Source organism: Paraburkholderia sp. CHISQ3 (assembly GCF_030464945.1).
In the GTDB taxonomy this organism is placed as follows: Bacteria; Pseudomonadota; Gammaproteobacteria; order Burkholderiales; family Burkholderiaceae; genus Paraburkholderia; species Paraburkholderia megapolitana.
This window is the reverse complement of the sequence record NZ_JALPRG010000003.1, coordinates 348,551-372,141: the sequence shown is the minus strand read 5'-3', so window position 1 is coordinate 372,141 and position 23,591 is coordinate 348,551. Positions and strand designations below refer to the sequence as shown.

Here is a 23,591-nt window from a genome sequence, read left to right as displayed (position 1 = left end):
GAAAACGATCTATCGCAAAGAGAAGCACATGAAACATTCCAGGTTCGCTCTTGTTACAGCGCTTGCCTCGCTCGGAATCCTGAGCGCCTGCGCGATCGTGCCGACTGGCCCCAGCGTGATGGCGCTGCCGGGCAGCGGCAAATCCTTTGACCAGTTCCGCGCGGACGACGGCTCTTGTCGTCAATGGGCCTTCGAACAGACCGGCGGCGTATCGACCAACCAGGCCGCCACCGCCAGCGCGCTGGGCAGCGCGGCCATCGGTACCGCGCTCGGCGCGGCGGCTGGTGCCGCGTTCGGCGGCGGCCGGGGTGCCGCGATCGGCGCGGGCGCCGGGCTGCTGACCGGCAGCGCGGTCGGTGCGGGTGCGGCGCAAGGCTCGGCTTACGACGTACAGCGTCGCTACGACTACGCCTACATGCAGTGCATGTACGCGGCCGGCGACCGGATTCCGGTGTCGGCGGGCAGTATGGGCGCAGCGCAGCAGTCGTCGGGCGGTTACGGTTACGCGCCGCCGCCTCCGCCGCCGGGTTCGCCTCCGCCGCCTCCGCCCGGCGCGTACTGATCGTTGCAAGCTTCGTTTCGACGCGGCTGCCGTTCCCGACGGCAGCCGCTTTTATTTGTGCAACGGCAACGCTGTCACAAACCGTACCGCAGTTTTCGTCGCAATCAGCAACGAGCAACGACAGCCCGCCAGGTCCACCACTAAAACCGCCCTCGCACACCGCCCATGTGTAGCGATTTTTTAAACTGCCGCACTCGATCACGCGTTTCGTAAAAAATATTTTTCCCAGCGATTCCGTCTGTCGAACAGCCGTTCGCTTAAACGCGTTTTTCGGGCTCGACACCCCGGCCCGCGCCGCCGGCCGGTCCAGCGATTTTTTTCTCAAACGCATCGAGCGGTGCGTTTGACGCAATCGTTGCCGCAAACGATTGCGCCAGAGACTTCACATTCCCTAAAGTTTTCCCCTGCCGTTCCGTAGACGCATTCACGCCACCTCTGCAGCGCGATTGAAACAGCGAACGAGCGGCCGCGGTGAGCGTGCTCCGTTTATCGTCCGTGCCGGCCCCTCCGGCAGGCACGGACGTTCTCACCTAGAGGGAACGCACTTGAAACCGATGCTTCATACAGGCATTGCCGGCGCAATGCTCGGGGCGACCTTTGCGCTCTCCTTGCCGGCCTACGCAACGCTCGGCGGCAACGTCAGCAGCGTCGGCAACGACCAGCTCCGCATGCATGCGCTGACGCACACCGCCGCTGCCGCAGCTTCCTCCGCTTACACCGTGCACACGATCACGCTGCCCTCGGGCACCGTGGTGCGCGAGTACGTCGCGGCCGACGGCATCGTCTTCGGTGTCGCGTGGGACGGCCCGACGTTGCCCGACCTGAAGGCGACGCTCGGTGCGGCCTTCGATCGCTACGTTGCCGCCAACGCCACACGCCGGGCCACGCCGCTTGCGGTGTCGAGCGACGACCTCGTCGTGTACTCGGCGGGTCATCTGCGCGCGTTCTCGGGCTACGCCTATCTGCCGCAGGCCGTGCCTGCCGGCGTCGATGTCAGCGTCATTCAATAACGGAGCGGTCATGAGTTATCAACGGTCGTTCCTCTTGCGTGTCTTCGCGATCCTGATCTCGCTTCTTGTCGCCGCGTGCGGTGGCGGCGGCGGTGGCGGCAGCAGCACTACGAGCACGAGCAACAGCTCCAATTCGTCGACTTCGACGCCCACACCGACGACGAACACCGCGCCGACGCCGCAGATCGCGGTGGCCAACGCCGCGGCCGTGACCGTCGATGCAGGCGTGAGCGGCGTGCCGAACATGCCGTTTGTCAGCGTGACGGTGTGCGCGCCGGGTACGACGCAATGCCAGACGATCGATCACGTGCTGGTCGATACCGGTTCGTGGGGCCTGCGTGTCTTCGCTTCGCAGTTGCCGGCGTCGGTCGCGCTGCCGCAGGAAACTACCGCCACTGGCGGCTCACTCGCCGAGTGCATGCAGTTCTTCGATGGCTACACGTGGGGTTCGGTGCGGCTCGCGGATGTGCAGATCAGCGGCGAAAAAGCGGCCTCGCTGCCGATCCAGGTGATCGATCCGAACTACAGCGCGATTCCGACCGATTGCAAGAACGTCGGCGCGGCACGCAACACGCCGTCGACGCTCGCTGCAAATGGCATTCTCGGTATCGGTGTGTTCAAGCACGACTGCGGCTTCAACTGCGTGCAGCAGGCGATCCCGGCTACCTACTACACCTGCGCCGGCACGACCTGCACATCGACCGCGCTTGCCGAGACGTTGCAGGTAGCAAACCCGATCCCGTACTTCACCACCGACAACAACGGCTCGCTGCTCGTCCTGCCTGCGATCGGAGCGGGCGGCGCGAAAACGGTGAGCGGCCAGCTGGTGTTCGGTATCGGTACGCAGAGCAATAACGCGCTCGGCAGTGCGCAGGTGATCGCCGTGAGTCCGTCGAACGGGACCTTCACGACGGTGCAGAACGGTACGACGTACTCGAGAAGTATTGTCGACAGCGGCTCGACCGGCCTGTTCTTCCAGACCAGTGCGCTGCCCGTGTGTGCGAGTCCGAACAACGCGTACTACTGTCCGTCGTCGACACAGCAGTTGAGTGCGATGATCCAGGGCGTGAACGGCGTGAACAGTTCGGTCACGTTCAACGTCGGCAACGCGGTTGCGCTGTCGCAGACGTATAGCGGCGACTCGGCAATGCCGCTGTTCGCGGGTCCGGCGTTCGTGACATCGGCGGTGTTCGACTGGGGGCTGCCGTTCTTCTACGGTCGTACCGTCTACGCCGCGGTCGAACAGCAGGTCACGCCGGTAGGACTCGGGCCTTACGTCGCGTACTAAGCGTTATTGTGCACGCCACACTGCGGCCGCGACCTTCGACAGGTCGCGGCCGCAGTGCTATTCGTACGCGCGCTGACGCATCCACTTCGTCATGATCCACTTCTCGCCAGCCAGCACCGGCGCGCCGCCGTGCAGCGTCAGCGGATCGAGCTCGCCGAGGCTGTTCATGTACGAGAAGTAGACCGCGCTGCCCTGCTTCGCGACCACCGATAGCCCCGCCTCCGGGAAGATCGTCTCGCCGCCGCCGGCCACATCGTTCAGATACACGATCAGCGTCGCCACGCGCTGCCCGCCGTGCGCCGTGTGCCGCGCGCTGCCGGCCTGGTCGGGCGGAAAGTAGTCGAAGTGCGGACGGTATTCCCCGCCGCCGTTGTAATGCAGGATCTGGAGACCTTCGCCACAGTTCATCGGCCAGTTCATCAGTTCGGCGATGCGCTCGTCGAGTGTGGTGATGAACGGGTCCTCGCAGCGCTGGAACCAGATGCCTTCGCTGGTGCGATTCTGGATCACGTCCTCGCTGCCGTCCGTTTCGTTGACGGTCGTCGAGCGCTTCAGGCGATGCCGCGAGCGCTCCATCAGCTCGTGGCACTCGTCCGCGCTGAGCACATCGCCGAACACGATCACCTGAGGCCGCTCGCAGCGCAGCAGCACTTTCACGTCGCGACCGCCGGCGCGCACGACGTTGCCGGCCGGCACCGGACACGGTTCGTAGTGATAGCCGTTGGAAGTGGCAATGCTGGAGGTGGCGGTAGTGGCCGATGCGGCGGATGTCGCGGCAGGCGGCGTGGCTTGCCCCAGCGCTACCGGCTTGCCGAGGACGATCTGCTTCACCGCCTCGCGCGCCGTGCCGTGATCGAAACCGGAGGCGATCATCGCGTCGATCATCGACTCCGCGCTGCAGCCTCGTTCCACATTAGTGGTCAGCCAGTCGCGCCAGGCCCTGTCTAGTATTGGCATGTTTGTCTCGTTCTGATGGTCTTGAAATCGGGTCGTACACAGGCCGGCTCGTTCCGGCCACCCGACCAGGGACATGCACATCCCGTGCCATCGGCAACCGGCCGCATCCAGCCTTGCGCACCTACCCTCATCCATCTGCCGCACAGCCTTGCTATCAGGCTTTGCTACAAGGGCTCAGCGCGGTTCCCGCATGCTACCTGCATCGACGATCTCGTAATACGTTACGTATCGCGCCGCGGACGTTACGCGAAACAACCGCCGCAGAATCGCTATTCAAGCGAACGGGTCCGCGCGAGCTCGGGAAAGAGCCGCATCCACAGTAACGCAACGCCAATCGTCGCGCAGCCGCCCACCAGCACCGCGGCCCGCGCGCCCCACCAGCCCGCGGTGAGGCCCGACTCGAATTCGCCGAGCTGGTTCGACGTGCCGATGAACAGCGAATTGACCGCACTCACGCGGCCGAGCATTTCCTCCGGCGTGCGCAGCTGCACGAGCGACAGCCGCACGACGACGCTGATCACGTCCGCGGCGCCCATCGCGGCGAGCGCCGCCAGCGACAGCAGAAAATGATGCGACAGCCCGAACACGACCGTCACGGCGCCGAACGCGATCACCCCGCCGAACATCGCGGCACCAGGCCGGTTTCGCAAGGGGAAATGCGCGAGCCAGATGGTGCCCGCGAGCGCGCCGAGCGCCGGGGCCGAGCGCAACACGCCGAGGCCCCATGGCCCGGTATGCAGCATGTCGCGTGCGAAGATCGGCAGCAATGCGGTCGCACCGCCGAACAGCACCGCGAACAGATCGAGCGAGAGTGCACCGAGTACCACCGGTTCGCGGCGAATGAATGCAATGCCCGAGAAGATCGACTTGAGCGTGGCCGGCGGGCGTGCCGGCTGCTTCGTGCGCAGCGTGATCGTGCTGACCATCGCCGATGCCGCCGCAAACGCGATCACGCAGGCGATATACACCGCGATCGGCCCAACCCCGTAGAGCACCCCGCCCAGTGCCGGCCCGACGATCTGCGCGGCCTGGTTCGCCGAGGTGGCCCATGCGGTCGCGCGCGGCAGTTCCTCGCGCGGCACGATGCCCGGCAACAGCGATGAAATAGACGGCGACTCGAATGCGCGCGCGGCGCCGACCGATGCGGCCAGCAGATAGATAAAAGGCGCCGTCAACCAGCCACCGAGCGTGCCGATCAGGAACACGCAGGCCGCCAGCGCTTCGAGCATCTGACAGATCGCGGCAACCCGGCGCCGGTCGTAGCGGTCGGCGACGTGCCCGACGACGAGTGTCAGCGCGAACATCGGGACGAACTGTGCAAGGCCGACAAGACCGAGCGCGTAAGCGCTATGCGTTAGCGCATAGATATGCCAGCCGATTGCGACCGCCAGCATCTGGAACGACACCGACGACAACACGCGTGCGCACCAGAAGCGCTGGAAACCGGGGTCGCGGAGCGGGCTGGTACTCGTGGCGGTACTAGGGCTGTGGCTGGGGTCGGCGGGTTCGGGTTCGGGGGGCATCGATCGATCGGGTGGAGGCTGTCGGGGGACGACGTGCGACGGCACTGGTTCGGAAGAAAGTCGCTCAGTCTAGTAGCGGCGGCGGGATCTGTCATGCGAAAGCAGAATGGCTGGATCACGGCGAACGCCAGCGAGCACACAGCGGCCGCGAAAAAACTATTTTCATCGCGACGATGGAATAAAGCAGAGAGGCGTTGTGTTTGCCCGTGTATGGAAGCCAGATACAACATGCACCGGTTCTTTCATATGCAGACAACTTTCATTAGTTAGTCGTGCGCTATTTCTTCAATAGATAACGGAGTTCAAAGTGAAAATGCTTCCTCTCGCCGCTGCGGTATTGTCCGTGTCCGCTTCCCTGCTCGCTTCGACGGGCGCCATGGCGCAAGACACTAACCAGGCAACTACACAGGCAACTGCGCCGGCAAAAAACATCGTTCTGGTCCACGGTGCGTGGGTCGATGGATCGGGCTGGAAGCCGGTCTACGATATCCTGAAGAAGGACGGCTATAACGTGTCCATCGTGCAGGAACCGTTGAGCTCGCTCGAAGACGACGTGGCCGCGACGAAGCGCGTGCTCGCGCTGCAGAACGGTCCCACCATCCTCGTCGCGCACAGCTACGGCGGCTCGGTGATCACCGAGGCCGGTGTGGCGCCGAACGTGGTCGGACTGGTGTACGTCGCTGCCCACGCGCCTGCTGTCGGAGAAGACGAGAGTACCCTCGGCAAGGGCATGCCGAGCTACACGTCGAAGCAGCCGGGCGCGATCGTCAAGACCGACGACGGCTACACCTACCTCAACCCCGCCGATTTCCCGAAAGACTTCGCCGCCGATCTGCCCCACGACGAGGCCGTGTTCGAAGCGCACTCGCAGATCCTCACGGCCGCGAAAGTCTTCTCGACACCGATGACGGTTGCCGCATGGCAGACCAAACCGAGCTGGGGCATCGTCGCCGCCGACGACCTGATCATCAACCCGGATCTCGAACGCTGGTACTACGCACGCGCGCATAGCCACACGACGGTACTCAAGGGCGCCAGTCACTCGGTCTATGAAACGCGTCCGAAGGAAGTGGCCGCGGTCATCGAAGACGCTGCGAAGCACGCACAGGGTTGATCGTTGTACGAAGATGCAGGCCCAGGCTTCTTCATCGGGTAACAGTTTCAGGCTATGCTTTTTGCGGACTGATTTCGCGGACTGAAACAAGCGAAGCAACGCTTCGCGCCACCGCCTCGATGGAGAAAACAGCATGACTACCACCACCCGGTTCTGGATGGTTCAAGGTGCGCCGACCCCGGTCGGCCCTTTTTCTCACGCCACCGAATCGGATGGCTGGGTCTTCGTGACCGGCCAGATGCCGACCTCGCCCGACGACGACAACGCGCCGTTACCCGACGGCGTCGCGGCCCAGACGACACGTGTGATGGACAACCTGAAGCTCGTGCTCGACGGCATCGGCCTCGGTCTTGAGCACGTCGTCTCCGTACGCATTTTCCTGACCGAGTTCAAGCGCGACTACGCCACGATGAATGCGACCTATGCGGCGTGTTTTCCACCGGGGCAGTTGCCGGCACGTACCTGCATCGGCGTGACGGGGCTGGCGCGCGACGCGCTGGTCGAGATCGATTTCATTGCGCGCCGGCCGGTGTAAGTTGGTCGGGCAGGATCGTGATGATGCGAGTAGTGCGTGGATCGTCGAGGCAGTAGCGCCGATAAAACCGACGGACCCGAATCGACGTCCCGCCTCCTGCGTCCTGTGACGCGTAAAACATCCCCTCATCTACCGTCCGGCTCCGGTTCGCCGGACGCGACACCGGTACCGCCCGGCACCCCAACGATCCTGCTTCCGGCCCATCCTGCTCACGCAGAGCGAGGTAGACAGACCTGTCATCTACCCGGTTGATGGCGCAGCTGCCGCCATCAAACAGCCTGGGATGGATACAGGAAAAACACGAAAATCAATCGCATATCAATCACAGACATTTCAATGCGATTTTTTTACTCCTATGCTTCCTCGAACCATGAGCGAGCAATGCCGGTTATTGTCGCAACCTGGGGCGCCATAAAAGGAACGGCAAATGACCGATGTTGTACCGCTGATCGAGGCCCTGACCGCCGTATTCGGCACCAGGGCGGTACTGACCGCCGAGTCCGACCTCGAAGGCTTCGTCGAGGACTGGCGCGGCCGCTACAAGGGGCGCGCAGCATGCGTAGTACTACCATCCTGTACCGAGCATGTAGCCGCCATCGTGCGTCTGTGCGCAGCGCACGGCGTCCCGGTACTGCCGCAAGGCGGCAATACCAGCCTGTGCGGCGGCGCGGTGCCGGCCGACATCGGTACCCCGCCCGTCATCGTTAGCCTGTCGCGGATGCGGCAGATTCGCCGGATCGATGCGGCCAACGGCTCGATGGAAGTCGAAGCCGGCTGCGTGCTGCAAACCGTGCAGGAAGCCGCCGCCGCGCAACAGCGCCTGTATCCGGTCAGCCTCGGCGCCGAGGGCTCGTGCCAGATCGGCGGCACGCTGTCGACGAATGCCGGCGGCACCAGCGTGCTGCGCTATGGCAATACCCGCGACAACGTACTCGGACTCGAAGTCGTGCTGGCCGATGGCACGGTCTGGAATGGGTTGCGCGCGTTGCGCAAGGACAATACCGGGCTCGATCTGAAGCATCTGTTCATCGGCACGGAAGGCACGCTCGGCATCATCACCGCGGCCACGTTGAAGCTGCATCCGTTGCCTACCCATCACGCGCTGGCGTGGTTCGCGCCAGTCGATCCCGCTGCCGCGCTACAGGTGCTCGGTCTCTTCCAGGCTGCATGCGGCGCACGGCTCAACGCATTCGAAATGATCAACCGCCGTCAGCTCGAACTCGTGATCGAGCACGTGCCCGAGCGGCGCAATCCGCTTGGCGAGCTGCATCCGTGGCATGTGCTCGTCGAACTTGCCGATACCGGTGGCGGAGACGAAATGGCGGACCTGCTGCAACGCACGCTCGAAGCCGCGACGCAAGCCAGTCTCATCGTCGATGCGGTGGTTGCCAGCAACGAGGCGCAGCGCGACGCGCTCTGGACGATCCGCCACAGCGTATCGGAGGCCAACAAGAAAGGCGGCGTGGGCCTGACCACCGACTGCGCGGTGCCGGTCTCGGCGGTACCGGCCTTCATCGAACAGGCGACCCGCGCGGTGCATGCGCTCGTCGCTGGGCTCGACGTGCTGGTCGTCGCGCATCTCGGCGACGGCAACGCGCATTTCATCCCGTTCTTCACCTTCGATGCATGGCACGCACTCGCAAACCCAGGTGCGACCGCCACCGCGCTGCGCCGCGTGGTCAACGATATCGCGCACGAACTGCACGGCACGTTCAGCGCGGAGCATGGCATCGGGCAAAGCGGGCTTGGCGAGATGGCCCATTACAAATCCACCGCCGAACTCGGACTGATGCGCGCGGTCAAGCAGGCACTCGACCCGCGCGGTCTCTTCAACCCCGGTCGCCTGCTGCCCTGACCTCGCAGCGGGATTTTCGTTTCTCTCCTGGAGCCTTCATGAACAAGCCGTCCGCACGCGATCAGATAGCACAACCAGGCCGCCGCGCGGCCATCAAGACCGCTCTGGCCGGCGCTGCGGTAGTGGCCTTCCCGTTCATCTCGACGCCGTCGCGTGCGGCAAACAAACGGATCGTCGTGCGCGACGACGGCGGCATCTACACGAAGGCCTACGGCGCGGTGTTCTACCGGCCGTTCACGGAGAAAACCGGCATCGAAGTGGTCGGTGTGCAAGCCAATGCCGAACCGACCGCGCAGATCAAAAGCATGGTCGAAACCGGCAGCTACACGTGGGACATGGCGAAGATCAGCCAGCCGGCAATCCTGTTGCTCACCGGCGGCGGCAAGGAATATCTCGAGAAGCACGGGCTCGAAGCGGACCCGATGGTCGCGAAGATTCCGCCGGAATACATGTCGCCATTCGGCGTCGGCACCAACATCTATACGACGGTGCTCGCGTATCGCACGGATGCATTCAAGGGACGCAAGGCGCCCGCTTCGTGGACCGACATGTGGAACGTGAAGGACTTTCCGGGACGTCGCGGGCTGCGCAAGTATCCGTTCGACACGCTCGAAGAAGCGCTGATGGCCGACGGCGTGCCGACATCGCAGGTCTATCCGTGCAGTCTCGATCGCGGCTTCGCAAGCCTCGACAAGATCTCGAAGCACGTCGACGTCTGGTGGACCACCGGCGCCCAGGTCGAACAGATGCTCGGCTCCGGCGAAGTCGCGATGGTCAGCACGTGGGTTTCGCGCGCGCAGTCGGCGATCGCGAACGGCGCGCCGGTCGGCATCGTGTGGAATCAGAACATCTGGGGCTGCGACAACTGGTCGATCCTCAAGGGCACGCCGAACGCCGATGCGTGCCGCGAGTTCATCAAGTTCGCCTCCGATCCGAAACGCCAGGCCGCGCTCACCGAGTATTTCCCGGCCGGTGTCACCCAGCCGGAGGCGTTCAACTTCATCAAGCCCGAGATCGCGAAGAACTGCCCGACGTACCCGGCGAACATCAAAAGCGGCCTGCATATCGATGCGAAATACTGGCAGGCCAACCAGAGCGTCGCGCTCGAGCGCTTTAACCGCTGGATTCTGAGCTGAGCGCGCTGTCACCTTCACGGATACCGATGCCCATGTCCGCCTCGAACCTGCAAATCTCGGGACTCAGCAAGCGCTACGGCGATTTCGTCGCGCTCGCCCCGCTCGATCTCGACGTCGCCCAAGGCGAATTCCTGACCTTGCTTGGGCCGAGCGGTTCGGGCAAGACGACACTGCTCAGCCTGATCGCCGGGCTTGCACAGCCTGATGAAGGACAGGTTCTGATCAACGGTATCGACGTGACCTACGGTGCGCCGTATGAGCGTGACATCGGCATGGTGTTCCAGAACTACGCGCTGTTTCCGCACATGACGGTTGCGGAAAACATAGCGTTTCCGCTGCAGATGCGCAAGGTCGACACCAGAACCGCGCGTGCCCAGGTCATGCAGGCGCTGGAGATGGTGCATCTGCCGCACGTCGCGGCGCGTTATCCGCGCGAGCTGTCGGGCGGCCAGCAACAGCGCATCGCGCTCGCGCGCTGCATGGTCTACCGGCCGTCGATCATCCTGATGGACGAACCGCTCGGCGCGCTCGACAAGAAGCTGCGCGACCAGATGCAGCTCGAGATCAAGCGGATTCATCGCGAGCTTGGCACGACGATCGTCTACGTCACGCACGATCAGGAAGAAGCGATGACGATGTCTGACCGCATCTGCCTGATGAACGGCGGTGCGATCGCCCAGCTCGGCGCGCCTGCCGATCTTTACTTCCGGCCGAAGAGCGTATTCGTCGCGGATTTTCTCGGCGAATCGAACCTGCTCGACGCAGTCGTGACCGAACGTGCCGGCAACCAGGTCCGCGTGAGCATGCAGGGCATCGCGAAAGGTAGCGCGATGGCTTACGACTCGTTGATCGGCAACGGCAAGCAGGTCAAGTTGATGCTGCGCCCGCAGAACCTGCGGGTACACGACAGCGCGTTCGCGGATACGGCGGGCGGCTGCACGCTGTCGGCGAAACTCACCGACATCATGGTCACAGGTAGCATGACGCGGCTCTATCTGCAGCCGCCCGCACCCGATGCCGCACCGCTCGTCGCCGCGTTTCCCACCCAGCGGCTCGGTGCTCCGTACGAAATCGGCCAGACGCTCGGGCTGTCGTGGCTGACCGCCGACGCGGTCGCGATCGCGGGATAAGCGGATGAATCCCTCTGCTCTGACCGCACAGCCGGTACGCCCTACGCCCGCTGCGGCTTCGCGGCGCGCTCGCTGGCGCATGTGGCTGCGGCCCGGCGCGATGGCCACGCCGATCGTCGTGCTGCTGCTCGTGATGCTTGTCTATCCGGTCGGCCAGTTGCTGCTGCTGAGCGTGCACAACGACACCGGCTTCACGCTGATCGAATACCGCAGGCTGTTCGCTTCATCGGTCTACGTGGACGTGCTGCTGATCACGCTGAAGATATCGCTGTGGACGACCTTCTTCTCGGTGCTGACCGGTTACCCGATCGCCTACCTCATCTCGTCGCTCACGCGCGAGCGCAAGAACCGCCTGCTGTTCTGGGTGCTGCTGTCGTTCTGGACCAGCTTTCTCGTGCGCACGTTCGCATGGGTCGTGCTGCTGGGACGCAATGGCGTGATCAATCAGGCGCTGCTTAGCCTCGGCCTGATCGACGAACCGTTGAGCCTGCTGTATCACTTCTCGAGCGTGATCGTCGGCATGGTGCATGCGCTGATGCCGCTCGCGGTGCTGACAATGCTCTCGGTGATGGAGAACATCGACCGGCGTCTGACCGGCGCCGCCGCAACACTCGGCGCGCGACCCGGCATGGTGTTCTGGAAGGTGTATTTTCCGCTGTCGCTACCGGGCGTCGCCGCGGGCGCATTGATGGTGTTCGTCACCGCGATCGGCTTCTTCATCACACCGACGCTGCTGGGCGGCCGCCATCAAACGATGATCACGCAACTGATCATCGACCAGGTCATGCAGGCGCTGAACTGGGGCTTTGCCGGCGCGATCTCGGTCCTGCTGCTCGCCGTGGTGCTGGTCGTGTTCCTGGTCTACGACCGCCTCGTGGGACTGTCGACGATGGCGGGCGGCAGCAATGCTGCACCGCGCGCGACATCGGGCGGCAGGTGGAGCCGTGCACTCGGCAACGCGGTGCTGAGCACCCTCGGTCACACCACCGATGCGCTGCTCGGCGTGCTGCCGAAACGCCGCGCCGGGCGCCAACGCACGGGCAGCGGCGAGAGCCTGACGCTGCGCATCGTCGTGATCCTGCTGCTCGTATTTCTCAGCGCACCGGCATTCCTGATGATCCCGCTATCGTTCGATTCGGGCTCCGGTCTGTCGTGGCCGCCGCACGGTTTCTCGCTGCAGTGGTATCGCGAGATCGTCGATTCGCCGCTATGGATGCAGGCCATCACACGCTCGATGCTGGTCGGCCTCGGCGCCGCCCTTCTCTCGATGCTGATCGGCACGCCCGCAGCGTTCCTACTGGTGCGCGGCGGCATGCGCGGCAAGACCGCGATGCTTGCGTTCGTACTCGCGCCGATCGTCGTGCCACGCATGATCATCGCGGTCGGCGTGTTCTATTTCTTCGCGAAAATCGGTCTGGTCGGTTCGTCGTTCGGACTCGTGCTCGCACATACCACGGTGGCCGTGCCGTATGTGGTGATCACGATGGCCGCGGTATTGCGTCACTACGACACACGCCTCGATCTCGCCGCCTACAGCATGGGCGCCCGCCCGTGGGCTACGCTGCGCCGCGTCACCTTTCCGATACTCGGCGCGGGCCTGATGTCGTCGTTTCTATTTGCATTCGCGACCTCGTTCGACGAACTGACGATCGCGCTGTTCACGTCCGGTGGCCTGAGCACGACCTTGCCCAAGCAGTTCTGGGACGAAATCACGATGCAGATTTCACCGGTCATCGCCGCAGTCTCGACCTGCCTGTTCGTCTTCGTCGCCGCGCTGATCTGGTTTGCCGACCGGTTGCGCCGCCGCAGCCTGACTCCCTGATTTCCCCTGTTTCCGCCTGTTTCCCGAGACCTGCCATGCTTTCAGCCCAACAACTACAAGGCGTCCTGCCGGCGATTCCCACCCCGGTCCACGCCGACGACACCATCGATGCCGACGCCGCGCGTGCACTGATCCACTATCTGTTGAAGCAGGGCGTGGACGGCATCGTGCCGCTCGGCGGTACCGGCGAATACGGCGCGCTCGCACGCACCGAACGTGTCCGCATGGCCGAGCTGACCGCACGCGAATGCGCGGGCAAGGTACCGGTCATCGCGGGCGTGCTCGACCCGGGGTATCACGATGCGTTGCAGGCCGGCCGCGAATTCGCGGCGGCCGGCGCGGATGCGCTGTTAGTGCTGACGCCGTACTACACGAATCCGACACAGCAAGGCATTCGCGATTACTACATGCGTTATGCGGACGAAGCGCCGGCGCCGATCCTGATCTACGAGATCCCGTACCGCACGCGCATCGCGATCACGCCCGAGGTCCTGCACGAACTGTCGCAGCACGAACGGATCATTGGGATGAAGGCGTGCAACACGGACATGTGGCACTTCCTGCGCACGGTAGCGGGCGTCGATGCGTCGTTCTCGGTGTTGAGCGGCGAAGACACGTTGTTTCCGCTGCATGTCGCGGCCGGTGCGCGTGGCGGCATCGTCGTGACGGCGAGCCTGCTGCCCACAGCGTGGCGCACGATGTACCGGCTCGCGGTGGGCGGCAACACGCAGGATGCGCTCGCGCTGCATCGCACGCTGATCCCGCTGATGAACATGGCGTTCGCGGAGACCAACCCGGGGCCGATCAAGTCGGTGATGGATCTGATCGGGGTGCATGCGCCCGCGATGCTGGCGCCGCTAGTTCAGGCCGCGCCGGCACTGTCGGCGAACCTGCGGACCGAACTCGAACGGCAGCTCAATGCATTCGAGCGCCGCTTCTGAGTGCTGGCTCGGTTGCCACTGAGTTGCCACTGAGCCTTCAGCGCGGATACCCCGCCAGCCGCGCCTTCGAGATCGACGTCGCGGCAACCTGCACGTGCTGCGCGAGTTCGGCCTCCACGCGTTCGCGCGACCAGCGCGAGGTCGGCACCGAGATATTGATCGCCGCAACGCCGATGCCGCCATGATCCGTGACCGGTGCAGCCACCGAAATATCCCCGAGTACGGTCTCGTTCTCGATCACCGCATAGCCGCGGCGCGCGACCTTGCGTACGCGTTCGAGCAGCTTCTCGGGATCGGTTTCGGTGTAGTGCGTGAGCGGCTCCAGCGAGGTTTGCGCGAGAACTTCGCGCACGCTTTCGTCGGACAGTCGCGACAAAATCGCGGTGCCGGCCGCCGTGAAGAACGCCGGCAAACGCGCACCGACCACGATGTCGATATTCACCAGATGCTGCCCGGGGAAACGCGCGACGAATACGATGTCCGGGCCGTCGAGTTCCAGCAGGTTCGTGGTTTCGCCGAGCCGTCGGCTGATGTCGAGCAGATACGGCGATGCCTTGTCGATCAGCTCGTTCGCGCGCACGTAGTTGTACGAGAACTGCAGCACCTTCGTGGTGAGCCCGTAGTTGCGCGTTTCCGGAATCCGCTCGAGGTAGCCGAGCGCTTCGAGTGTGTGCACGAGCCGCTGCGTCGCGCTGCGGTCGAGGCCGGAGGTACGCGCGATGTCGATCAGCGTCAGGTGACGGTTTGGGCCGTCAAAGGCGTGCAGCACCTGGAACGCTTTTTCCGTCGAGCCGACGAAAAGCGAGGAGCGCGGCGCGTCGGGATCGCGCGGCTTGCGGGACTTGGCGATGGCGGTTTCGGACATGGGGGGCGGCCGGTTATCGTATCGAACTACAGTCGTAGCGATTGTAATGCAATTGAATCGATAAACTAAAGTGTTTCGTTTTCCGTGGAGTCTTCATGCTTTCCTGTGTTGCCGACTACCGCCTCGCAGCCCGCCGGCGCCTGCCGCGGCTTGCCTTCGACTACCTCGACGGCGGCGCCGAAGATGGCGACGCACTGCACCGCAATCGCGAGGCCTATCGCCGGTGGTGTTTCAGCCCGCGCGTACTGACCGACATTTCGCACTGCTCGACCGCGACGCAGTTTTTCGGCCGTACGGCGGCCGCGCCGATGGTCGTCGGTCCTACCGGGCTCAACGGGCTCTTCTGGCCGCGCGCCGACGAACTGCTGGCCCAGGCCGCGAGCCGTGCGGGCGTGCCGTTCGTGCTGTCGACAGCCTCGACGTCGTTGCTCGAAGATGTGCGCGCGCAAGCGCCGGACGGCGATCTATGGATGCAGCTCTACGTGCAGCAGGACCGCCGCATCGCCGAGGACGTGATGCACCGTGCCGGCGCGGCCGGTTATTCGACGCTGGTTCTGACCGTCGATACCCCGGTGCACGGCAAGCGCGACTACGAGATCCGTAATGGCTTCCGGCTGCCGCTGCGTCTGTCGCCGAAGCTGCTCGCCGACTGTGTGACGCGGCCGCACTGGTGCTGGCAGATGCTGCGTCATGGCACGCCGCAATTGAAGAACATCGCGAGAAGTCTCGGCGAGCGCGCGGATCTGTCGCGCCATGCCGCGATACTGAGCCGGCAGATGGACCTGACGCTCGGCTGGCACGATCTGGACTGGGTGAGGCAACACTGGGGCGGCAAGGTGGTCGTCAAGGGCATCCAGACCGTGCGCAGCGCACTACTCGCCGCCGCCCACGATGCCGACGGGATCGTCGTGTCGAATCACGGCGGCCGGCAACTGGGCGGCGCACCGGCCTCGCTCGATGTCTTGCCGGAGATCGTCGCTGCTGTCGGCGACCGGCTCGACGTTTTCGTCGACGGCGGTGTGCGGCGCGGCAGCGACGTCGTCAAGGCGCTGGCGCTCGGCGCGCGCGGTGTGTTGCTCGGCAGGGCGCCGCTTTATGGCATCGCCTCCCGCGGAGAGACCGGAGCGAACGAAGTGCTCGCGCTGCTAATCGGTGAAATGCTGACTACCTTGCAGTTGCTGGGATGCCCGGAGGTTGCGGGGCTCGATGGGTCGTTTCTGCGGCGCGCGTAGTCATGCGCCCTCACACTCCGGCACCGCCCTCTGGGCCGAAGAAAATGACCCACGTGCGGAAATCGTCGCTGAAGCATTCGAAGCGGTGCTCGACGTGTGCCGGGACGAACAGCAGATCGCCGGCCTTGAACTCGCACACCTGATCCGCGCGACGGAACGTTCCCGATCCCGCCGCGACGATGTACAACTCGTCGCGCGTGTGGGGCGACTGCGTGTCGCTGCCGCGCGGCGCAAACAGCTCGACGGATACGTCGGCTCGCTCGAACAGCACAGCGAACGGCAACGGCAATGTCGCGAGCAATCGGGATGCGTCAGCTTCGTCGATGTGAAAAACGTCGTGCGGAATGTTTGTCATGCCGAACCCCAATGAAGAACCTCACAGAAACAGCAGCGCCTGATTCAGCTCGCTCTCATCGCGCGGCCGCTCGATCCAGCCTTGTTGGACCGGCACCGCATACAGCCGTGGCGCACCGAAGCGCGGCCAGAAGTGGCACAACCCGGGCACGATCACCTGAACTACCGGCAGCCCGATATCGGGCCGCGTCTTGTCGACCACCAGCGTATCGAGCCCCACCGACGACACACGCGCAACACACGCCGCGATGCTGTCGAGCAGGTTCGCTTCGCGCGCGGGCGGCCACGTCGACGCCTGCGTGCTGACGGACCCTTGCGCCGGATAAAGAAACGCCGTGGACGACAGCTTCGCGTGATTCCATGGCGGCGGCCCGTCACTCGTCGGATCGAGCAACTGGTTCACTTCCGTCAGCGCGCGCTGCACCGCGATCCGGCTGTCGGGATGGCATCCGAAGCCAATCGAAAAGCGTCCGCTTGCGCGATGCTCGGCAAGCCCGACGATCGTGGGTATCCGCAGGTCGTGCGTAATATCCAGCGCCCACAGATCCCAACCCATCGCCGCGTATTCGTTTTGCAGCGAGTCGAAATACGGGTCCGCGAAACTTGCAAGATCGACGCCCGGGCGCGGTATCTGGTTGTACCACCAGATCGCCGCCGCATCGCGCTCGACCAGTTCGAGCAGTCCCTGCAGGATCGCTTCCTCGATGCACGAGCCCGCCGCGCTACCGTTTGGATTGTGGATGCAAAACGCTACGTCGCCAGTATCGGGGACATCGGCATAGCAGTAATTCAACGGCACCCAGCGACGCGTCCGCGTCGTCAGCGACCATGCAGTCGTCCAGTCGATCACGCTGTGCTCCGTGAAGCGCGGCGGTACCTGCTTGCGCACGTCGTCGGTCTGCGCATTGATGATGGCGCGCTGTTCGAACTGACGGTCGCTGAATTGCTGCAACGCGTTGACGTGCAGCACCGCTCCTTCATGCTGCTCTCTGCGGCTCAAATCGGCGAGACTGCCGCGCGTCACGGCTTCGTCGCCCTGGAATACGCCGCTAAAGCGCTCCAGCGTTTCACACAACGCGCTCACTCGCGCCTGCTCATCGCTGCGACCCTTGCCCGAGCAGATCTTGTCGAAGCGGTTGTTGTCCGGCACGCGGTCCGGGCACGTCAGATAACCGGCGACATACACCTTGCGTAGCCCCGCATGACGCTTCGGCATTGGATGCAGATAGGCGACGGCGCCGGTAACGGGCGAGATCAGATGCGCGTAGCGCTGAAAAACCTGCTGCGGATCGGCCGTTCGATAGCCGCCGTCGCCGCCCGCCACTCCGGTCGTCGCCGACAGTTGCGGAGCACGCTCCGCCTGCTCGCGCATCCATTGTGGGTTGCCGCAACGCGGGCACTGCGGCCGTCGCACCACCCGATGCCGCGCCGTCGCGAGCGTATCGAGCCGCAGCGCGGTGATGTGCGTGCGCGCCTGCTCCCAGCACTCGCGACTCGCCGCCAGTTGTTCGACACAGGCCACGACCAGCGCGGAGACTGCCGCCATCCCTGCGCGCGAATGCGCCGGCCGCATCCGCGTAGCCGCCGCATCGTGATATCGACCGAGCAACGTCTGCACGGGCCGGTTGCGCGCGATCCAGTATTTCGTGCATTCGAGGCACGGCGGGCTCTTCGCTGCATTGACCGCGGTTGGCTCGTGCGGAGCGGCGGGCGCGGCAAGCAGCGGTCCGATCAACGGCTGCACACCTTCCGGCATAACCAGCAGTAGCGCACCGCCACGTGCCATCGTGCGCTCGACGGTATCGGCCAGTTCCGGCCGGTCGTACGCATCGCAAATGGCGATGGTGAGCGGCGCTTCCTCGACGACCTCGATACCGCACGCAGCAAAGGCTTGCAACTGGGCGGACGCATCGACACCGAACGCCTTCACCGCAACATGCAGCTGCGCGACGCGCTCGCATGCAGCATCTCCATCGAGCCCCGCACGCTCGAAGAAACCTCGCGCCAGATCGAAACTATCCGGCGCATCGGCACGCAGATACCGTTTCTGCACCAGATGATCGAGCGCGGCGAGGATCTGCCCGTCGGAAAACGTCGCGGCCAGCGCAGCGAAGATGTCGGCGGTCGTCATCCGTTCGCGCAGACACGCGGCAATGCGCACGTACACTGCGCCGGACAATAGCGTGCGTTTGAATTCATCGACGATGAAGAGCGCATCCGTGCCCGCATCGAGCACGAGCAGATGCGGTTTGAACCGGAGCACGCGAGTGAAATCGTCGAGCATGATTTTCCGACATGAGCGGTTGAGGACGAAGTGGGACAAGCCGGCGTAAGCCACCGGCTCGTCCCCTTCAGGTCAGACCCTGCGCGTCAGCAGCAGGTGAACAGGTAGCTCGGTCCCGCGTCGTTGTAGACCGACAGTGCCACGGCCTCTTCTACTGCCGGCTGCGGTCGGGCCGGCACCCCGAAGGTCATCGCGTTCTGCGGCAGCCGCCAGCGCTGCGTCGCCGGATTCCAGCCGAACTCCGGGCCCGCCGCGGTCACCCGCAGATCGAGCAGCCACGGGCATTGATAGTCGAAGTAACGTCCCAGTGCGTCGGACGGATTCGCCAGTAGCGCCGAGCGGAATTCAGCGTCCTGCCAGGACAGCGCGATTGCGCGCAGATACACCTCCTGGAATTCCAGCATCGACTCCAGGGTGGGGACGGTATTGTTCAGTGCCATGTCAGCCTCACTCGTCGCAGGAAAGGATGTCGATGTGCTTCGCGTTGTATGCCGCGAGCGCGATGGAAAACTGATCGTGTTGCGCCGGTGCGGGCGGCAGCATCAGTTCGAGTGTGTTCTCCTGCTTCGTGATCCATCCGCCCGCCGTGGGCGGCGACCATGTCGCACTGTCGGCGTGCACCTTCAGTGCAAGGTTGAGCGGGTAGTGATAGTCGAAGCGCTTGAGCAGCGCTGCTTTCGGATGCGCGATCAGCTCTTCGAGAAACACCGGATCGTGCCACGATGCCGCGATCGCCTGCACGATCACGGCGCGGTACTCGAGAAACTGGTTGTAAGTCGGAAAACTGGCAAGCTGACTCATCGATGCTCTCCCGTTGGAGTGGTTAGACCGCTGGTTGCAATCGGCGCAGTTCGTCCTGCGCTTTCTGGATGACACGTGACATCGCGCCGCGCTGCGCAGCGGCGAGCGCGCGGCGGCACACCGCAGCAGCAGCCGCGGCGTGGCCCAGCGCGCCGGCCCGGTCGAGGTAGTGGGCTTTCTTGAGCAACAGTTCGGCTTCGTAGTAGCGCTCGTCGAGCGACTCGCACCACGCGAGACACCGGTCGATGCCGGCCAGCGCCGAGTCCCACTCGCCGCGCGCCGCATCGATCTCGGCGATGAGCGACGCGTAGTAGGTCAGCCCCAGCAGACATCCCGATGCGCGCAGTGCATCGACGTGTGCGACGACGGCCGCGCGGTCGTCGTCGGACCATGCATGAATGATCGCTGCGTAGCGCTCTACCGCGCTCAGTCCATAGTTGCGCGACAGCCGTAGAATCGCCGCCGACGTATCGCGTGCGCTGTCGCGATCGCCCGCGCATTGCTGCATGCGGGCGAGATACATCAGCGTGACGCCGAGCGTCGGCAGATGATCCGTGCAGGTCGCGCGGTAGACGGCTTCGCGCGCCATCGTCAGCGCCGCCTCGGCGCCGTCTTCGAGGCACCACATCACGCTCGCCAGCGCCGCCATCGACCACGCCCGTGTATCGAGGCCGAAGATGCGCCGGTGATCGGCGTCGCGCAGCACGTCGTATTCGCTCAGCGCGGCTTCCAGCGCCGTGCGGGCCAACCTGTAATGCCCATCGATCCATAACCCCATGCCCCGCATCGCGTTCGCCGACACGCGAATGCCGGCATCGCCCGAGGTTCTCGCGAGATCCGTCAGTTGCGCACCGATCTGCCGCACCGCCGCGCGGTCGCTTGCGACATGGTGATAGGTCGCGAGCGACCAGAGTGCGCTGGCCGCCAGTTGCGCATCGTCGAGACAGTCGACGCGTCCCAGCAGCCGTTCGGCATGAACGCGCACCTGTGGATCGGCCCAACCGAAACGCGCCATGCACGCATGGGTCAGCACCAGGTCGATACGCGCGGCGTCCTGGTCGCGCTCCGCGTGCCGGCTGTGCGCGAGCCAGCCGCACACGGCCTCCGCGTAGCGAATCGCATCGTCGTGTAGCGCACGTTCGAGTGCGCGCCGGGCCGCCTGGATACCGTGCGGTACCGCCTCGGCAAACATGCCGGCCTGCGCGAAATGATGAGCGACACGAGCCGCACCGCCCGCTCGCTGGTTCAACGCACGGGCGACCTGTTCGTGATTGCGCCGCCGCACCGGCGCGGGCATCGACTCATACGCGGCTTCGCAAATCAACGCGTGCCGGAATGCGTACGACACCCCGTCCAGTCGATGCTGCGCGTAGACGACCCGCGCTTCGAGCAGCCGCCGCAGATGTTCCTCGAGGACAACCGCATCGTGCGGCGATGCGGCGGCAAGCAGTTGCGCATCGACTTCGAGACCGATGGTCGCCGCAAGCTGTGCGGTATCGCGTGCGCCATCGACGCGGTCGAACGCGAGCTCCAGCATGTCGCGCAAGGTGCCCGGCAGCGGGTAGTGTTCCGAGGTCGTCAGGCTCGACAGCGGCCGGCCCGGTTCCGTCGCGGCGCCGCTCACCACGAGCTCGCGAATGATCTCTTCGACGAAGAGCGGTATGCCCGCGGTACGGTTCGCGAGAAAGTCGAGCGACGCGGGATCGATGTCGTCGTGGGTAAACAGCGTCGCGATCAGGCTGCGCGTGTCGCTGCGCGACAGACGCCGCAGCACCAGCCGGTCGGCCGCGCCGCGCCAGCGCGCGAGTTGTTCCGGGCGCGATGTGAGCACCAGCCAGATCGACGCACTGTCCGGATGCTGGCGCAGCGTCTCGAGAAAATCGGCACTTGCACAATCGATCCATTGCACGTCTTCGACCACCAGCAACACAGGCGCGCCATTTCCGAGCGATGCGAGCAGTTGTCGCAGCACGTCGAACAACGTCTGCTGTTGACGCATGCCTGACCAGCGCAGCCCGCCGATGTCGCCGCTCAGCCCAAGCCACGCGGCAAGCGTCGCCTGCGCGGCGGCGTGATCGCAATCGAGCGGTGCGATCATCGTCTCCAGCACAGCCAGCGCGGTATCTCGCGGACCGTCCACATCGATCTGCCAACGCTCCTTGACGAAGCGCAGGATCGGAAACAACGCCTGGTTCATCTGTTCGGGCAGGCACACGCAACGGGCGAACGCCTGATGCTGTAACCGCACCGTCTCGCAGAGTTCATGCACGAGACGCGTCTTGCCGATGCCCGCCTCGCCGATCACGAGTTTCGCCGGCTGGCGTCGTCCGCTCCTGCGCGAGTCCGCGTGCGGCTGCCGCTCCACGACGGCATGCCACGCCTGCAACAGCACCGCTCGTTCGCGGTCGCGGCCAATCATCGGCGCGGGGACGCCCTGGTCGAGCGAATCGAACTGCGCCTGCTCGCGACGCTCGCCGAGCAGCGCATACACGGGCCGTGCGGCCACGCCGGAGGTGGCGAAGTACAACGGCGTGGGCACGTAGTCGGCGTGGCGTTCGAGCGAGCGCCGCGCAGCGTGGCTCAGCAGGATCTGTCCTGCAGACGCGAGACGCTGCAGCCGCATGGCTTCGCTTTGCGTGGCCCCGATCGGTGCCATCAACGCGTGCGAAAACACGGTCCCCACATGAATCGCCGCAGCGACGTCGACGTGCCAGACAGCGGTACTGTCCGCTTCGTTTGTACGTGTGGCCTGCGCATGGCTCGCGTGATGCACCATGTCGAGCGCCGCGCGCGCCGCCCGGCGCGCGGCCCGGTCGATACCGTCCGGATAGCCGAAGTAGAACAGCAGCGTATCGCCGAGCGTGCCGGCCACCTGGCCGCCGTAGCGGATTGCGATGTCGGAGCATTGCGTCAGCCACTGCGCGGCGTAAGCGTCCAGTGCATCGCGGTTGACGCTGACCGCATCTTCATCGGCAAGCGCGGCGGCATCGACGCTGCCGTCGCTGGAGATCGTCACGCTGCAACAGAGTGTCGTGACCTGGCGGCGCTCACCCGCCACCGCCGCTGCCGCCGGCGTCGAGCCGGCCCCGTTGCCGTTGCGCGCGACACCCATCGACATATCCGCTGCAACAGCAGACGACACAGCCAGCCGCGCGGGACGATAGTTGAGCTCGCCGACCAGCGCGGGAAAGTGGATCTCGCGAAAATGCCGGCCAAGTTCTTCCGCCGATCCAGCCCGCTGTCGCGGGTCCTTGTTCAGCGCCTTGCGCAACACCGTGCCAAGCGGATGCGCGGCAATCGCCGGCGGCAGTGCAACATCGACGGGGCTCAACTGCTGATACAGGATCTCCGCAACGCTCGCGCCCTGCATCACCGCGTGCCCGGTCAGACATTCGATCACCAGCAGACCCCATGCGTACAGATCGCTCCTGAGCGTCGGTTCTTCGTTACGCAACTGCTCCGGCGAACAATATTGGGGCGATCCGAGTACGTCGGTCAGTTGCATGAGCGTACGCTCCGTACGCTCGTTGCTGCGGCGCGCGTCGGGCAGCAATGCACCGATGCCGAAATCGAGAATCTTGGCCTGCGGCTCGCCGTCGGCCAGCGTGACCATCACGTTCTGCGGCTTCAGATCGCGATGAACTACGCCCTGGCGATGCGCGCTCGCCAGTCCGTCGAGCACCTGGGTCATCAGGAGGCCGGTGGTGACGGCGGACAACGCACCGTCAGCCGTCAGCATGTCGCGCAGCGTGCGGCCCGGCACGAACTCGAACACCGCGAACAGCCGGCCGTCGGGCGTCTCACCCTTGTCGAGCAGCGCAACGACATGCGGGTGATGCAGTCTTTCACACAGTTCGGTTTCGCGCTGAAACCGCGCGCGCAAGCGCAAACGCTCCGCGGCCGGTTGCGTTGCGTCTTCGCGCAGCAATTTGACGGCGACGGTGTGGCCCGTATCGAGCCGCGTCGCCTTGTAGACGGAGCCGGTCGCCCCTTCGCCAAGCAGTGCGCCGAGCTGGTAGCGCGGCACCTCGGGAACGTCGTTGGGAAGCGCGGACGGAGCGGCGCTGCGCTGCAGGTCGAGCGTGGGCGGCAACAACGGAAGAGCGGCCGTCGGCAACACCGGCGACGCGTCAGACCCGACGCGCGATTTCGCGCGTGTGCCGGCAAGAAGCGGCGACATGA

Annotated in this window: 19 protein-coding genes; 11 read left to right on the top strand and 8 right to left on the bottom strand. The window is 64.8% G+C overall.

What is annotated here, in order from left to right:
- Positions 1 to 28 precede the first annotated feature (28 nt).
- From M0D65_RS08685 to M0D65_RS08675, 3 genes are all read left to right on the top strand, one after another.
- A complete protein-coding gene (locus M0D65_RS08685; protein WP_266252290.1) occupies positions 29 to 562 on the top strand; it encodes a YMGG-like glycine zipper-containing protein in 534 nt (177 codons plus the stop codon).
- A 554-nt stretch (positions 563 to 1,116) separates the two neighbouring features.
- Positions 1,117 to 1,572, top strand: coding sequence for a DUF2844 domain-containing protein (locus M0D65_RS08680; protein ID WP_177228251.1), 456 nt, complete (start codon positions 1,117 to 1,119; stop codon positions 1,570 to 1,572).
- A gap of 10 nt (positions 1,573 to 1,582) precedes the next feature.
- Positions 1,583 to 2,860 (top strand): DUF3443 domain-containing protein, encoded by a 1,278-nt coding sequence (locus M0D65_RS08675; RefSeq protein WP_266252289.1) that lies wholly within the window; start codon positions 1,583 to 1,585, stop codon positions 2,858 to 2,860.
- Between the two features lie 57 nt (positions 2,861 to 2,917).
- Here M0D65_RS08675 and M0D65_RS08670 read toward each other — a convergent pair whose 3' ends face one another.
- Entirely contained in the window at positions 2,918 to 3,817 is a 900-nt protein-coding gene (locus tag M0D65_RS08670) for a 2OG-Fe(II) oxygenase (protein ID WP_266252288.1), read from the bottom strand.
- 269 nt (positions 3,818 to 4,086) lie between these two features.
- Positions 4,087 to 5,340: an MFS transporter gene (locus tag M0D65_RS08665; RefSeq protein WP_266252287.1), complete on the bottom strand. Its 1,254-nt coding sequence runs from the start codon at positions 5,338 to 5,340 to the stop codon at positions 4,087 to 4,089.
- Between the two features lie 307 nt (positions 5,341 to 5,647).
- Here M0D65_RS08665 and M0D65_RS08660 point away from each other — a divergent pair, with 307 nt between their 5' ends.
- The 7 genes from M0D65_RS08660 (at position 5,648) to dapA (ending at position 13,873) form a co-directional block, all read left to right on the top strand.
- Positions 5,648 to 6,454 carry an alpha/beta hydrolase gene (locus M0D65_RS08660; protein WP_266252286.1) on the top strand — a complete coding sequence of 269 codons (807 nt, stop codon included), beginning with the start codon at positions 5,648 to 5,650 and terminating at the stop codon, positions 6,452 to 6,454.
- Positions 6,455 to 6,587: 133 nt separating this feature from the next.
- On the top strand, positions 6,588 to 6,989 hold the full coding sequence (locus M0D65_RS08655; RefSeq protein ID WP_266252285.1) for a RidA family protein: 402 nt from the start codon (positions 6,588 to 6,590) through the stop codon (positions 6,987 to 6,989).
- Positions 6,990 to 7,416: 427 nt separating this feature from the next.
- The gene (locus tag M0D65_RS08650) at positions 7,417 to 8,844 is read left to right on the top strand and encodes an FAD-binding oxidoreductase (protein ID WP_266252284.1); all 1,428 of its coding nucleotides are present in this window, start codon (positions 7,417 to 7,419) and stop codon (positions 8,842 to 8,844) included.
- A gap of 38 nt (positions 8,845 to 8,882) precedes the next feature.
- A complete protein-coding gene (locus tag M0D65_RS08645) occupies positions 8,883 to 9,980 on the top strand; it encodes an ABC transporter substrate-binding protein (RefSeq protein ID WP_266252283.1) in 1,098 nt (365 codons plus the stop codon).
- A 32-nt stretch (positions 9,981 to 10,012) separates the two neighbouring features.
- Positions 10,013 to 11,110: an ABC transporter ATP-binding protein gene (locus M0D65_RS08640; RefSeq protein ID WP_266252282.1), complete on the top strand. Its 1,098-nt coding sequence runs from the start codon at positions 10,013 to 10,015 to the stop codon at positions 11,108 to 11,110.
- A 100-nt stretch (positions 11,111 to 11,210) separates the two neighbouring features.
- Positions 11,211 to 12,932, top strand: a complete 1,722-nt coding sequence (locus tag M0D65_RS08635; protein ID WP_266252515.1) for an ABC transporter permease subunit — start codon at positions 11,211 to 11,213, stop codon at positions 12,930 to 12,932.
- 35 nt (positions 12,933 to 12,967) lie between these two features.
- The gene (gene dapA / locus M0D65_RS08630) at positions 12,968 to 13,873 is read left to right on the top strand and encodes a 4-hydroxy-tetrahydrodipicolinate synthase (protein WP_091006810.1); all 906 of its coding nucleotides are present in this window, start codon (positions 12,968 to 12,970) and stop codon (positions 13,871 to 13,873) included.
- Between the two features lie 37 nt (positions 13,874 to 13,910).
- Here the strand turns inward: dapA and M0D65_RS08625 are convergent, their stop codons facing one another.
- Entirely contained in the window at positions 13,911 to 14,738 is an 828-nt protein-coding gene (locus M0D65_RS08625) for an IclR family transcriptional regulator (protein WP_091006812.1), read from the bottom strand.
- Positions 14,739 to 14,833: 95 nt separating this feature from the next.
- On the opposite strand from M0D65_RS08625, the gene M0D65_RS08620 reads away from it, so the two are divergent.
- On the top strand, positions 14,834 to 15,970 hold the full coding sequence (locus M0D65_RS08620) for an alpha-hydroxy acid oxidase (RefSeq protein WP_266252281.1): 1,137 nt from the start codon (positions 14,834 to 14,836) through the stop codon (positions 15,968 to 15,970).
- Positions 15,971 to 15,980: 10 nt separating this feature from the next.
- On the opposite strand, the gene M0D65_RS08615 is transcribed toward M0D65_RS08620, so the two are convergent.
- The 5 genes from M0D65_RS08615 to M0D65_RS08595 all read right to left on the bottom strand — a co-directional run bounded on the left by M0D65_RS08615 (position 15,981) and on the right by M0D65_RS08595 (position 23,589).
- Positions 15,981 to 16,325: a cupin domain-containing protein gene (locus tag M0D65_RS08615; protein WP_266252280.1), complete on the bottom strand. Its 345-nt coding sequence runs from the start codon at positions 16,323 to 16,325 to the stop codon at positions 15,981 to 15,983.
- A gap of 21 nt (positions 16,326 to 16,346) precedes the next feature.
- Positions 16,347 to 18,608, bottom strand: coding sequence for a TOMM precursor leader peptide-binding protein (locus M0D65_RS08610; RefSeq protein WP_266252279.1), 2,262 nt, complete (start codon positions 18,606 to 18,608; stop codon positions 16,347 to 16,349).
- 86 nt (positions 18,609 to 18,694) lie between these two features.
- Complete coding sequence (locus M0D65_RS08605) at positions 18,695 to 19,048, bottom strand: BMA_0021/BMA_0022 family TOMM bacteriocin (protein WP_266252278.1); 354 nt, start codon at positions 19,046 to 19,048, stop codon at positions 18,695 to 18,697.
- Between the two features lie 7 nt (positions 19,049 to 19,055).
- Positions 19,056 to 19,409 carry a BMA_0021/BMA_0022 family TOMM bacteriocin gene (locus M0D65_RS08600; RefSeq protein WP_091006821.1) on the bottom strand — a complete coding sequence of 118 codons (354 nt, stop codon included), beginning with the start codon at positions 19,407 to 19,409 and terminating at the stop codon, positions 19,056 to 19,058.
- Between the two features lie 22 nt (positions 19,410 to 19,431).
- Positions 19,432 to 23,589, bottom strand: a complete 4,158-nt coding sequence (locus M0D65_RS08595) for a TOMM system kinase/cyclase fusion protein (RefSeq protein WP_266252277.1) — start codon at positions 23,587 to 23,589, stop codon at positions 19,432 to 19,434.
- Positions 23,590 to 23,591: the final 2 nt, after the last annotated feature.